13 protein-coding genes are annotated in these 12,438 nt (G+C 68.0%); 6 read left to right on the forward strand and 7 right to left on the reverse strand.

What is annotated here, in order from left to right; translation table 11 throughout:
* Positions 1–155: 155 nt before the first annotated feature.
* Entirely contained in the window at positions 156–284 is a 129-nt protein-coding gene (locus tag AB0H21_RS39600; RefSeq protein WP_358527001.1) for a hypothetical protein, read from the reverse strand.
* 24 nt (positions 285–308) lie between these two features.
* Positions 309–1,655: a nucleotide sugar dehydrogenase gene (locus tag AB0H21_RS39605; protein ID WP_358527003.1), complete on the reverse strand. Its 1,347-nt coding sequence runs from the start codon at positions 1,653–1,655 to the stop codon at positions 309–311.
* 177 nt (positions 1,656–1,832) lie between these two features.
* Between AB0H21_RS39605 and rfbH the strand changes: the two genes are divergently transcribed.
* Together rfbH and AB0H21_RS39615 are read left to right on the forward strand one after the other, a co-directional pair.
* Positions 1,833–3,137, forward strand: a complete 1,305-nt coding sequence (rfbH, locus tag AB0H21_RS39610; RefSeq protein WP_358527005.1) for a lipopolysaccharide biosynthesis protein RfbH — start codon at positions 1,833–1,835, stop codon at positions 3,135–3,137.
* 135 nt (positions 3,138–3,272) lie between these two features.
* Positions 3,273–4,307: a glucose-1-phosphate thymidylyltransferase gene (locus tag AB0H21_RS39615; RefSeq protein WP_358527006.1), complete on the forward strand. Its 1,035-nt coding sequence runs from the start codon at positions 3,273–3,275 to the stop codon at positions 4,305–4,307.
* A gap of 152 nt (positions 4,308–4,459) precedes the next feature.
* Here the strand turns inward: AB0H21_RS39615 and AB0H21_RS39620 are convergent, their stop codons facing one another.
* Complete coding sequence (locus tag AB0H21_RS39620) at positions 4,460–4,870, reverse strand: SgcJ/EcaC family oxidoreductase (protein ID WP_358527007.1); 411 nt, start codon at positions 4,868–4,870, stop codon at positions 4,460–4,462.
* A gap of 261 nt (positions 4,871–5,131) precedes the next feature.
* On the opposite strand from AB0H21_RS39620, the gene AB0H21_RS39625 reads away from it, so the two are divergent.
* Positions 5,132–5,407, forward strand: coding sequence for a phosphopantetheine-binding protein (locus AB0H21_RS39625; protein WP_358527009.1), 276 nt, complete (start codon positions 5,132–5,134; stop codon positions 5,405–5,407).
* A gap of 118 nt (positions 5,408–5,525) precedes the next feature.
* The gene (locus AB0H21_RS39630; RefSeq protein WP_358527010.1) at positions 5,526–6,704 is read left to right on the forward strand and encodes an acyl-CoA dehydrogenase family protein; all 1,179 of its coding nucleotides are present in this window, start codon (positions 5,526–5,528) and stop codon (positions 6,702–6,704) included.
* 75 nt (positions 6,705–6,779) lie between these two features.
* Here AB0H21_RS39630 and AB0H21_RS39635 read toward each other — a convergent pair whose 3' ends face one another.
* Positions 6,780–7,751 (reverse strand): prephenate dehydrogenase, encoded by a 972-nt coding sequence (locus tag AB0H21_RS39635; protein ID WP_358527011.1) that lies wholly within the window; start codon positions 7,749–7,751, stop codon positions 6,780–6,782.
* Positions 7,752–8,190: 439 nt separating this feature from the next.
* Entirely contained in the window at positions 8,191–9,393 is a 1,203-nt protein-coding gene (locus tag AB0H21_RS39640) for a cytochrome P450 (RefSeq protein ID WP_358527012.1), read from the reverse strand.
* 82 nt (positions 9,394–9,475) lie between these two features.
* On the opposite strand from AB0H21_RS39640, the gene AB0H21_RS39645 reads away from it, so the two are divergent.
* Both AB0H21_RS39645 and AB0H21_RS39650 read left to right on the forward strand, forming a co-directional pair.
* The gene (locus AB0H21_RS39645; RefSeq protein ID WP_358527014.1) at positions 9,476–10,102 is read left to right on the forward strand and encodes a TetR/AcrR family transcriptional regulator C-terminal domain-containing protein; all 627 of its coding nucleotides are present in this window, start codon (positions 9,476–9,478) and stop codon (positions 10,100–10,102) included.
* Between the two features lie 159 nt (positions 10,103–10,261).
* A complete protein-coding gene (locus tag AB0H21_RS39650; RefSeq protein ID WP_358527016.1) occupies positions 10,262–10,402 on the forward strand; it encodes a hypothetical protein in 141 nt (46 codons plus the stop codon).
* Between the two features lie 477 nt (positions 10,403–10,879).
* On the opposite strand, the gene AB0H21_RS39655 is transcribed toward AB0H21_RS39650, so the two are convergent.
* Positions 10,880–11,314, reverse strand: a complete 435-nt coding sequence (locus AB0H21_RS39655; RefSeq protein WP_358527017.1) for an enediyne antibiotic chromoprotein — start codon at positions 11,312–11,314, stop codon at positions 10,880–10,882.
* A gap of 868 nt (positions 11,315–12,182) precedes the next feature.
* On the reverse strand, positions 12,183–12,438 hold a 256-nt coding region (locus AB0H21_RS39660; protein ID WP_358527019.1), incomplete at its 5' end, for a hypothetical protein.

Consider the following 12,438-nt stretch of genomic DNA (forward strand, 5'->3'; position numbering starts at 1 on the left):
CTACAAGAGCCTGCGCGTCGACCGGCGCACCTACAAAGCGACCATCAGCATCGACATCTTGACAAAGCCGATCAGCCCCTAACTTCACGGCCTTGGCCTTTAGGTGTGGGGAGGAAGTCAAGTGAGCCCGGACCTCCCCACACCGTGTACTCGCGCTACCGCGCCACGGGCGGCGGCTCGGCGGGGTGGCCGCGCGGCAGCGGCGGTGCCGTCGGGCTGTAGGCGCCGGCCTCCACCTCGTCGACCAGCTCGCTTGCGCGCGGAATATCCGTGATGATCTTCACGGACTTATTCCGGATTGCTGTCTCTCAACGCCCGACGCCCAGGTAGGCATAGCCCAGGCGACGCAACTCGGCGATCTTCTCCTTGCTGTAATAGGCCCGCCCGTCCAGCACCAGGCACGAGTCCGCCACCGGCAGCCCGGCGAAGTCGATGGACGCGAACTCCTCGTGCAGGGCCATGACGGCGACGCAGTCGGCGCCGTGGACGGCCTCCTCCAGGGTCTCGGCCGGGGTGATGCCGAACAGTGCCTCGGCCTGGAAGGGATCCACCAGCGGGTCGTGCAGCCGCACCGTGGCCCCGGCCTTCTCCAAGGCCGTGACGACGCCCTCGACCGGGGTGGCGCGCAGGTCGCCGGTGTTGTTCTTGAACGCCGCCCCCAGCACGGCGACCGTGCACCGCGCCGGGTCCTTGCCCTGGCGCGCCAGCGCGTCGATGATCAGCTGGGCGGTGTGCTCGGGCATGCCGAGATTGACCTTGCGGCCGGCCGCGGGCGTCAACAGCTCCACGCCGCGCTCGCGGGCCGAGTGCCACACCATCCAGGGGTCCTTGACCAGGCACGAGCCGCCGACGCCCACGCTGGGCAGCAGGATGTTCACCTTGCCCTTGCCCTTGCTGATCGTGTTGGCGGCCCCGATCACGTCGAGGACGTCCACGTCGAACGCGGCACAGAACTTGGCCAGTTCGTTGGCCAGCGCGATGTTGAGGTCGATCCACCAGTTGTCGGCCAGTTTGACGATCTCCGCGGCCTCCGGCGAGTCCAGCCTGATCACGTCCACGCCGAGCGCCTGCCGCCAGAACAGTGCCGCGTCCTGCGTGCTGTCGGCGTCCATGCCGCCGACCACGATGGGCAGCGACCGCAGCTCGCGCAGCGCCGTACCCTCGGCGAACCGCTCCGGTGTGAAGGCCAGGCCGAAGTCCGCGCCGCAGACGAGTCCGCCGCGCTCCAGCAGCGGACGTACGAAGTCGCGCGTCGTGCCCGGCGTCACGGTGCTCTTGACCAGTACGAGCTGCCCGGCGCGCAGGTGGCGGCTCACCTCGCCGCAGGCCTGGGCGAGCTGGGTCTCCACCATGGAACCGTCGGTCCTGATCGGGGTGCCGACCGCGAGCAGCACGACGTCGGCTGCCCGGATGTGGGAGTAATCGGTGGTCAACCGGAGCCGCCCGTCCACGATGCCGGCTTGGAGCAGGGGCGCCAGCCCGTCCTCCTGGTAGCGGCAGTGGCCCTCCATCAGCTCTTCGATCAGCTGAGCGTTCGTGTCGACCCCCGTCACGTCCCAGCCGCGCTCCGCGAGGACGGCCGCGTAGCAGGAGCCCACATAGCCCAGGCCGATGACCGCGACTTTTAGGCGATTATTTTCCTGCAGGCATCGCATAAATGCTCCCCAACGACGTGCGTTCACAACCTGGTAGCTTTCCTGATTGCCAGCACAGCGCAGTTCCCGGCGGGCTGCATCTTTTGCCTTGCGCGGCAGGGCGCCGCAATACAAGAGATGCACCTGAAACGGCGGTGCCCGATCCTGTGGAGTGGTGCATCGACGAAGGGGCCGGAGATGAATGTACACAAGGCGTTGATCCTCGACGAGGTGCGCAAGTACCATGACGACGTCGCGCCCACCGGCGATTTCGAGCCGGGCGTCACCGAGATCTGGCCGACCGGGGCGGTACATGACGTCGAGGACCGGCTGGCACTGGTCGAGGCGGCTCTCGAACTACGCGTCGCGGGCGGGACCAGGGCCAGGAAATTCGAGTCGGTCTTCGCCCGCAAGATGAAGCGGCGCAAGGCGCTGCTCACGAACTCGGGCTCGTCGGCCAACCTGCTCGCCCTTTCGGCGCTGACGTCGCACCGCCTCGAGGACGCCCGGCTGCGGCCGGGGGACGAGGTGGTCACGGTGGCGGCGGCCTTCCCGACGACGGTGAACCCGATCCTGCAGAACGGCCTGGTGCCGGTCTTCGTGGACGTGGAGCTCGGCACCTACAACCCCACTGTGGACATGGTCGCTCAGGCGATCGGGCCGAAGACCAAGGCCATCATGATCGCCCACACCGTCGGCAACCCGTTCCCGGTGGCCGAGATGGCCGAGCTGGCGGCCGAGCACGAGCTGTTCCTCATCGAGGACAGCTGCGACGCCGTCGGGTCCACCTATGACGGCGAGCCGGTCGGCACCTTCGGCGACCTCACCACCGTGAGCTTCTACCCTGCCCACCACATGACGATGGGCGAGGGCGGCTGCGTGCTGACCTCGAACCTGCTGCTGGCACGCATCGTCGAGTCGCTGCGCGACTGGGGCCGGGACTGCTGGTGCGAGCCGGGGGAGAGCAACACCTGCCTCAAGCGCTTCAGCTACCAGATGGGCACGCTGCCGCACGGCTACGACCACAAGTACATCTACTCGCACGTCGGCTACAACCTCAAGATCACAGAGCTGCAGGCGGCGCTCGGCCTCAGCCAGCTCGACAAGGTCGACGACTTCTGCGCCGCCCGGCGGCGCAACTGGCGCCGGCTGCGCGAAGGGCTCGACGGCGTGCCCCACCTGCTCCTCCCCGAGGCCACCCCGCGCAGCGACCCGAGCTGGTACGGCTTCGTCGTCACGGTGGATCCGCAGGCGCCGTTCAGCTCCAAGGAACTGGTGGAATTCCTGGAAGACAGGAAGATCGGCACCCGCCGGCTGTTCGCGGGCAACCTGCTTCGGCACCCTGCGTACGCCGACCAGAACCACCGGGTCGTCGGCGAGCTGACCAACACCGACATCATCACCACCCAGACGTTCCACATCGGCGTCTATCCGGGCCTGACCGACCAGATGATCGACTACGTCGTGGCGTCCTTCAAGGAATTCGTCACCGCTCGCGCCTGATCCCCTCCCGACAGCCGGGCCGTAAGGCCCGGCGACCGTTGTGAGATTGGAGCGTTCCGGGTCGCCGCGGGAAATTCCCGGCCTTCACGGCAAAAATCGAGAAGGTGTTTTCCCCATGGGCCGGACAATCGAATTATGAAGGCATTGGTATTGTCCGGCGGGTCCGGAACCCGCCTGCGGCCCTTTAGCTATTCGATGCCGAAACAGCTCATCCCCATCGCCAACCGGCCGGTGCTCGAGCACGTGCTGGTGAACATCCGCGACCTGGGCGTGACCGAGATCGGCGTCATCGTCGGGTCCTGGGCGGCGGAGATAGCCGCGGTGATCGGGGACGGCTCGTCGCTGGGGGTGCGCGTCACGTACATCCAGCAGGGCGCGCCCTTGGGGCTGGCGCACGCCGTGCGGCTCGCGCGCGGGTTCCTGGGCGAGGACGACTTCGTGATGTACCTCGGCGACATCATGTTGCCCGACGGGGTCGTCGAGATCGCCGCGGACTTCCGCGCCAGGCGGCCGGCCGCGCACGTGGTGGCGCAGCGGGTGCCGGATCCGCGGGCGTTCGGCGTCGTGGAGCTCGGGGCGGACGGGGCCGTTCGGCGGCTGGTCGAGAAGCCCCGGTGGCCGCGCAGCGATCTCGCCATGGTGGGCGTCTACTTCTTCACCGCCGCCGTCCACGAGGCCGTGGACGCCATCGTGCCGAGCCGGCGCGGCGAGCTGGAGATCACCGACGCCGTCCAGTGGCTGGTCTCCCGCGGGCTGCCCGTCAGGGCCACCGAGTACCGGGGGTTCTGGAAGGACACCGGCAGGCCCGACGACGTGCTCGAATGCAACCGGCGGCTGCTCGGCGAGCTCGGCGGCCGGGTCGAACTCGGCCCCATGACACGCCTCGTGCGGTCGCGGATCGACGGGCCCGTGATCGTCGGTGCGAACACGCTGATCGAGGACTGCCTCATCGGGCCCAACGTGTCCATCGGGCGCGACTGCGTGCTGCGCGGGACGCGGCTGAGCGACTCCATCGTGCTGGACGGGGCGTCGATCCTGGAAGTTCCCGGAATGTCTGGCTCGATCGTCGGGCGCTCGGCCGTCATCGAGCCCGCCGGCTCGGAGGCGGCTCGTTACCGGCTGCTGGTCGGTGACAACACGCGAGTGGAGATCGCGCCCGCGGCCCGGTAGCCGGCCTGGACGGCACGCCACGGCGAACCGGCGTGCCGGCAGGACGACGCCGCACGCTTCGCCGCGGCGGCGGACAGGCGCCTGAAATGCGACAACCGACCGGCGGCGGCCGGTCGGTTGTCACGTCGAGGCTTGCGACGTCGGGTGCCGTCTCACGCTCCGATGGGCGTGTTCTGGTAGGCGGTGACGAGCCACTGGCCGTCCTGCTTCGCCAGCACCCACGTGGCGCGAATGGCCCGCTCCGGCGAGACCTCGGTCTCCTCGCCCGTGAGTACCCCGCCCTTGGTGGTCAGCACCGCGGCCTCCGGCCCCAGGAACTTGGCCGAAAGCGGCTCGCCGAACACCCGCGTGCCCTTGTAAGGGCCGGAGTAGGCGGCGTCCATGAACGCGCGGATGCTCTCGCGGCCCGTGACATAGATGTCACCGGGCAGGATCATGGTGGCGTCCTCGGTGAATATGCTGGCGAATGCTTCGCCGTCGTTCTTCGCCCAGGCGGCGACCATGCGCCGCGGCACCTCGCGAACGGCCGTCGTGTCGTCGATGGTGGTCGATGTAGCGCTCATTTAATTGTCCTCCACTCTACGGAGATCTTCGGTGGCCAGGCGCGGCCGCCTCGGATCACGACTATCCGCGACCTTAACTCCGCTCGGACCACGGACTTTCTCCTGCCGTGCCTAATCGGTCGCCTTATTTCCAGCATTTTCAAAGATGTATGAGGGCTCGCGACTTGTGACGATATATCAGTAAGAACCGGTATTCAGGGCGCGTATCCGTTCGCGGGCCGACACGCCTTTGATTGGGATTTCGGGAGTGGAGGACACCGGATGACTGACAATCGGGCAAGCGAGCTGAGTTTCTCCCAAATCGAGGAGAAGGTCAGAGAGATCTGGCGGTACGTGCTCGATGTGCCGGACGACATGGCCGATGCCACGTTCTTCGATCTGGAGGGCGAGTCGATCTCCGCGATCCGCATCGTCTCGCGTATCGAGGACGAGCTGGGCGTCGAGATCGAGGTGGGCGACCTCTTCGAGGAGGACCCCAACCTCGGAGCGCTGGTGCTCAGGGTCGCCGCCGCGGCGAAGGTCTCGTCCCTCGCCTGAACGCGTCCGCGCGACGCGAGCTTATTCGACCGCTGGGATGCCGGACACGCGGCCTCAGCGTCCCGTCCGAGGGACCACGAGAGCGTCCCATACCAGGGAACACTAGGAGGAAATTGTGGTGACGACCGAGGTCCCGGCGCGGGAGGAACTCGTGCGGCGGGTGTCCGCCCTCGCGCCGGCCCTGCAGTCAAAGGCGGCCTGGGCTGAGCAGAACCGGCGCCTCCACGAGGAGTCGATCGAGGCCCTGGCCGACGCGGGCGTCTTCAAGATGAGGGTCCCCGCGCGCTTCGGCGGTTACGAGTGCGACACGCGTACCCTCGTGGCCGTGGGCACCGAGCTGGGTCAGGCCGACGGCTCCACCGGGTGGACGGCGTCGGTCTACTGGATCCCCACGTGGATGGTGTGCCTGTTCCCCGACGACGTCCAGGCGGAGGTGTTCTCGACGCCGGACGTACGGGTGTGCGGGACGCTCAGTCCCACCGCGATGGCCGCCCCGGTCAAGGGCGGCGTCGTGGTCAACGGCAAGTGGGGATTCGTCAGCGGCGCCTGGCACAGCCACTGGCAGGAGATCGTGGCCATCCAGGTGGGGCCCGACCAGGAGCCGATGCCGATCATGGCGCTCGTCCCCATGTCCGACCTGCAGATCGTCGACGACTGGCACACGAACGGGCTCCAGGGCACCGGCAGCGTCAGCACCGTCGCCCAGGACGTGTTCGTCCCGGCCGAGCGGGTCATCCCGCTGCCCGCGGTGCTCCAGGAGCAGTACGCCTCGCGCCTGAACGCGGACATCCCGATCTACCGGGCCCCGATGCTGCCCGTCGCCTCCGCCTCCTCGGTCGGCACCTTCCTGGGCCTGGCCAAGGCGGCCAAGAAGGCGTTCCTGGACCGCCTGCCCGGCCGCAAGATCACGTACACCGGGTATGACCTGCAGAGCGAGGCGCCCATCACCCACCTGCAGGTCTCCGCGGCCGTGCTCAAGATCGACCAGGCGCAGTTCCACGCCGAGCGGCTGGCCGCGACCGTGGACGGCAAGAGCGAGCGCGGCGAGCAGTGGACGCTGGAGGAGCGGGCCAGGGTCCGCGCCGACATGGGCGCGGTGTGCGCGCTGACCAAGGAGGCCGTGGACATCCTCGCCACCGCGAGCGGCGGCTCCTCCCTCTACTCCGACGTGCCGATCCAGCGCATCCTGCGCGACGTGCAGAGCGCCAACCTGCACGCGCTCATGCACCCCAACACCAACGCCGAGCTCTACGGCAGGGTCCTCTGCGGCCTTCCGCCCAACACCCTCTACATCTGACGAACACCCTCCGCTCCATCCGCCTTCCGCCGGTTGGAGGTGCCCCGCGGCCGTCGGCCGCGGGGCACCGGCGCGTCAGGCCCCTTCCATGCTTCCCGCCGGCACCCTCTCCTGGAGCCGGTGGTGCTGCTTGCCGTCCGTCCCGTAGGCGTCGACGATGAGCTCCCGGCCGAGGTTCCCCCGTACCAGCAGATCGGCCACCACACCCCAGCTCGTGCTCCCATCCGGTTCCCTCAGCGCCGCCGCGACCGCGGTCAGATCGTCCACCACCTCCTCCAGCATGTCCGCGACGGCGACGGCGTTGTGCACGAGGATGTCGATCCACAGCTCCGGAGGGCTCCCGGCCACCCGGGTCATGTCGTACAACGCCCTGCCGGCGAGGGACAGCACGTCCGGTCCCGCACCCGCGTACGCGAATCTGGCGGCGAGCGCCGCCGACAACACCAGCGGCGCGTGCGACACCGCCGCGGCGGCCCTGTCGTGCGCGTACGGCGAGAGCAGGGCCACCTGCGCCCCGCAGGCCGTCACCAGCTCTGTCACGGTCCGCACCGCGTACAGCGCCGTGGCCGGGCCCGGGCACAACGCCCACTTCCGGCCGTCGAACAGGTCCGCGCGGGCGGCACCCGGGCCCGATATCTCGCGCCCCGCCATCGGGTGCCCGGGAACGTACGTGCTCAGATCGCAACCGGCGAGCTCGGCGCTCGACAGGATCCGCGCCTTGGTGCTGGCCACGTCCGTGTACACGGTGCCCAGCCCCCGGCCCTGTGCGTCACGCAACACCTCGGCCACGGTGGACGGCGGGGTCGCGATGACCACCACGTCCGCCGGTGGCTCGTCCGCGTCCAGCGCGACACCCGCCTCCATGCGCACGGCCTCCACCAGCGAACGCGGGTCCTGGTCGGCCAGCGTCACGCGGGCTCCGTCGGCCCGCAGCGCGAGTGCCACGGAGGTGCCGATCAAACCGCATCCGATCACGGTGACGTGGCGGATCGCGGGTGCGGACCGGGTGGTCCGGTCGGTTGTGGACGTCAAGATGGCCTTGGCCATGGTGATCGGTCCTTCCTCAGTTCCTGGCGCGGTCCTCACAGCCATGGTGCGCCGCACCCGGCCCGAAAAGGAGGAACAGACCCGTCCGCTTACTGCCGATCGCCAACACGTTCCTGCCAACCCGCAAAAACGCGACAGCCGCTCCTCCACGAGGGAGAAGCGGCTGCCTGCGCCGGCTGTCCAAGGGCTCATGACCAGGGGGCGACGGGATACCAAGGGGCGAGCTCCCGCCTGGCGAGCAGCCTGACGTCCATTCGCCTTCTTCGACAAACACATCGCGAACCATCGGTAGCGCTATTCGTGGCCGTCGTGCCCACGTTGATCCCGGGGTCCGTCAAGCGGTCGGCAAGCACCTCGGTGTCGTCGCGCAGCGAGACGATACGCGTGTGCACGGCGCCACCGTAAGTCCCGCAGAGCGGTCCCACAGCTCAGGGGCTCGTCACCAGGTGACGGGCAGCTCGTGCATTCCGTAGACGGTGGCGTCGTCCTTGAACGAGAGCTGCTCGGCGGGGACGGCCAGCCGCAGGCCGGGGATCCGCCGGAACAGGGTGTTGAAGACGATCTCCAGCTCCACGCGGGCGAGGCTCTGGCCCAGGCACTGGTGCGGGCCGTAGCCGAAGGTCAGGTGGCTGCGAGCGTCGCGCTCGATGTCGAACCTGTCGGCGTCCGCGAACACCTCCGGATCGCGGTTGCCGGTGTTGGCCAGCGTGAGCACGCCTTCCCCTGCGGGGATGACGGTGCCGCCGAGCTCCACGTCCTCCATGGCCACCCGCATGATCGCGAACTCGGCGATGGTGAAGTGCCGCAGGAGCTCCTCGACCGCGCCCGGCGTCTTGCCGGGGTCATCGCGCAGCGCGGCGAGGGTGTCGGGGTGCCGCAGCAGCATGTACGTGCCCAGCGAGATCATGTTCGCCGTGGTCTCGTGCCCGGCGAGCAGCAGCAGGAACGCCAGGCTGAGCAGCGCGCCATGGTCCACCTCGCCGCTCTGGCGCTGCTTGAGCACCTGGCGGCCGAGCAGGTCGTCGGTGGGGTCCTCCTCCTTGGCCTTGATCAGCTTGTCCAGGTAAATGGCCAGCTCGAGGGACGCGTGCTGCTGTTCCTGTGGCGTGACCGTGTGGTTGAGCAACTGAGCGGAGCGCGACTGGAAGAAGTCGTGCTCGTCGTACGGCACGCCGAGCAACTCGCAGATCACCAGGGAGGGCACCGGCAGGGCCAGCGCCCGCACAAGGTCGACCGGGCGCGGGCCGTCCAGCATGGCGTCGAGGTGTTCGTCCACGATCTGCTGGATGCGCGGTCGCAGCGCCGCCATGCGCCTGACGGTGAACTCCCCGATCACCGCCCGGCGCGCCTGGCCGTGCTCGGGCGCGTCCATCTCCAGCATCATCTTGGGCAGCGGCGACGTGCCGGGCGCCATCTCGCCGTTCAGCCTGGGGGCGTTGGGATGGCGCCGGTCGGCGCTGAAGCGCGGGTCGCTCAGGATCGTGCGGATGTCCTGATAGCGGGCGGCGACCCAGGCGGACGAACCACTCGGCAGCGTGACCTTGGTGACCGGCTGCTCGCGCAGGAGGCGAAGGTGCTGCTCGGGCGGGGCGTACGGGCAGGTGCGGGTGATCTCAAGCGTCTCAGCGGAGTCAGCGGTCACGTTCGTCCCCCATCAGCTTGCCATACCGATTTACCTACATATGCAGCGTAACCTACAGATGTAGCCGATAGTAGACTGAGGCGTGGCCCTCACCAGAGACAGAAACAGCGAACTGAGCGACCCGCGGGTGCGCCGCACGCAGGCGGCCCTGCAACGCACGCTGATCGACCTCGTCCAGGGCCGCGACCTGTCCCGGATCAGCGTCGCCGATGTCGCCGAACGCGCCGGGGTGAGCCGCTCCACGTTCTACGACCACTACCGTGACGTGCACGAACTGGCCGAGGCGGCGTGCACCGCGATGATCGACGACCTGATCGACGCCATACCCCAGCCCGAGACCGGGGACGTTCCGGACACGACCAGAGACACACTGCTGACCTTCTTCGCCCACCTCGCGGAGCACGCCGGCCTCTACCGCAGCGTGCTCGGGCCCCAGGGAAGCGCGCGAGTCATCGACCACGTGCGCCGCCGCGCCACCGTGGCGGCCTACGTCGGCGCGTGCCGGGCCGCCACCGGCGACGACGCGCCTGCCGACTACACGGCGGACATCCCGCACGACGCGCCCGCCGCCTTCACCGCGGGAGCGCTCCTCGGCGTCGCCACGGACTGGCTCCAGCGCGGATGCCCGCGCTCGCCCGCCGAGATGGCCGCCATGACCCGGCCGCTGCTGACGGTCCTTTACCGTGGAGACGATCACACGCCGGCCTGAAAAGGCTTTCTGCTCCTTCTCGACGGGGACCAACGCCGCCTGAGCCCCCGACGCCGTTCGGCATGAAAGTTTCAGTCGCGACCTACCACGAACCTGCTGCTCGGCTACCCCACCAACGGCAACGGCGGACGTACCCTGCAGTATCGCAGCGGCGCATCGGTGCCCCCGAAGTACGACATGAAGTACGCGATGATCTGCGACATGGGAGGCGGCTCCAGCGGCGGGCCGTGGTTCCAGGAGTTCAACAAGGTCACCGGAGCCGGCTACCAGATCTCCGCGGACCGGGCCTCGTCGTCGTGACCGCACTCCACGCCGCGGCGTGAGCTGCCGAAGAAGTACGACAGGACGGGTCACGCGCCCGTCGGGCGGAGACCACAACGCCCGCGAGGTCGTCGTCACGCTTCGCGGACGAGCCCCAAGCGGCGTCCGGCGGCGGAGAACGCGTCCACAGGCCCACCTGCCCTTACCTGGGTGCCCATGAAGAAGAGCGATCGGCGCCGCTCGGGGCGAAAACCGAGCAGTGCCGGCCCTGGCACCGATCACCCGTTCGGTTCCCCCGGTCAGCGTGAGCGGCCGGCCCGCCGTGGCATCGGACGGTGCCGTCAGCGTGAGCGTGGGTGCCGGGAGAGTCATGCGCGGCATCGACCTTCCCGGGCTCATTCCGCAAAGCGAGCAAGACATTTACATTCTCGCATGACAGGTGACACCGAAAGGCCACTTCCCGAACCCGGGAAGTGGCCTTTAAGCTGCGGTGGATCCTATGAGCGTGAACTCAGATTAGACGAAGGAAATCTGCTTGGAGCCGACGAAGACGGTCTGGTTTCCAGCACTGACGTAGCAGGCCGTCGTGGCACAGTTCACCGCGCCTACTGCGGCGCCCTCCGGGGTCACACCTTGGAAGCTCTTGCGGACGGTGAACGGCGAGCTGATCGAACCACTGGCATCCGCGGTGACCGTCTTGGCCGTCGCCTGGTTACACGCCAGCTGGTCGTTGACGGTCGCGCACTGGACCACGCCGAACTGCTCACTCGCTCCCGCGCCGCTGATCGCCACCGTGACGGTGCTACCGTCCGACAGGCCCGTGGACGGCGTCACGGAGAAGCTGGGAGCCGCGGCGGCGAAGGCGGAAGGCTGTGCCGCGAGGGTCAGGCCACCAGCCACGACCGCAGTGGCAACACCGAGCTTGGCGATAAGGCCGGTCTTCTTCTGCATTACTCATTCCTTTTCTCTGGTGATTGACTCGCTCTGACACAGATAATTCTGTGCCACTCGGATCGACCGAATCAGAGAAACAGATGTCAGCAAATTGACTTTTTATTTCCACTTCCTGTCAAGCGTGGAGTTGTCTCGCCCGTCCGGAGTGGGAACGCGCGCCCTCAGGCGCCGCGCCGATTCTCGACCTGGCTCAACGCGGGTTCCCAGCGACGCGCCTCCGGACGTGCTTGCGGACAGCATGTGGGGGAGGGTTACCGGATCGCGCTGGGTGGGCGTCCGGCCTGGAGCGGCGCGAACTCACCGTCGTGTGCCGGCGCCTCGCAGGGCCGGTATCCATACCGCATCGCGTGCGGAAAGATGCGATCTGGTGGCGTGTGATCGTTTGAGGCGGCGGTGCTGTATCCCGCTGCCGTAGGCGCACCCCGGCCGGCGGCCCGTCTCAACGCCACCCGGTCGTACTCACGAGTTGTGATCACGACCAAGGTGGCACCGCGGTCGTACACGCAAGGCCCGCACAGTCGGCGCGCGCTGGGCTGCTCAGCCGATGCCGATGTCTGTCACGCGGTCATTATGAACAGGTCGAAGCTGCCCGAGGCTCAGGTCACCGCGCAGAACCCACCTCGACGATGGTGTAACCGATCTCGTAGTCCCACTCACTCCACGCGGCTGTCGACCAGTTCGCCGATGAACGTGGGCCGGAAGTCGTGCGCGCGTGGGGCCTCGTTCAGCTCGGCCTGGTCGGCGCGGGCCGTGATCACTGCCCCTTTCTCTCTTACTGCTCCCCAACCACAGCACACGAAATGGCCCCGGAGCATCCTCGGGGGCCATTTCGTGTGTAGGGGTTGTTTCTTGAGCGGTGGTGAAGTCAGCGGTTGTAGGCGCGGGCTGTCACGCTCCCAAGCCCATTACTCCCGTCCTTTGACAGGTAAACGGTTATCCCTTCGTCGTGGAGGTTGATCCACCCGCCACCCTGCCCGTAAGGGGCATCCTTCGCGCGTATGGAGTCGGCGTACACAACACCATGGGTGGTGGTGTCCCTCCCGCCCTGGTATACCTGCAGCCCATACCTGAGGAAGCTGATCCATCCGTCGTCGGTGCTTCTTCCCTGCACCCATTTGGTG

Source organism: Sphaerisporangium sp. NPDC051011, assembly GCF_040653595.1.
GTDB lineage: Bacteria > Actinomycetota > Actinomycetes > Streptosporangiales > Streptosporangiaceae > Sphaerisporangium.

What these genes read in the sequence shown, in the direction of transcription:
- AB0H21_RS39605 (WP_358527003.1), bottom strand. Translation starts at nt 1,655, where the DNA reads ATGCGATGCCTGCAGGAAAATAATCGCCTAAAAGTCGCGGTCATCGGC.
- rfbH (WP_358527005.1), top strand. Translation starts at nt 1,833, where the DNA reads ATGAATGTACACAAGGCGTTGATCCTCGACGAGGTGCGCAAGTACCAT.
- AB0H21_RS39615 (WP_358527006.1), top strand. Translation starts at nt 3,273, where the DNA reads ATGAAGGCATTGGTATTGTCCGGCGGGTCCGGAACCCGCCTGCGGCCC.
- AB0H21_RS39620 (WP_358527007.1), bottom strand. Translation starts at nt 4,870, where the DNA reads ATGAGCGCTACATCGACCACCATCGACGACACGACGGCCGTTCGCGAG.
- AB0H21_RS39625 (WP_358527009.1), top strand. Translation starts at nt 5,132, where the DNA reads ATGACTGACAATCGGGCAAGCGAGCTGAGTTTCTCCCAAATCGAGGAG.
- AB0H21_RS39635 (WP_358527011.1), bottom strand. Translation starts at nt 7,751, where the DNA reads ATGGCCAAGGCCATCTTGACGTCCACAACCGACCGGACCACCCGGTCC.
- AB0H21_RS39655 (WP_358527017.1), bottom strand. Translation starts at nt 11,314, where the DNA reads ATGCAGAAGAAGACCGGCCTTATCGCCAAGCTCGGTGTTGCCACTGCG.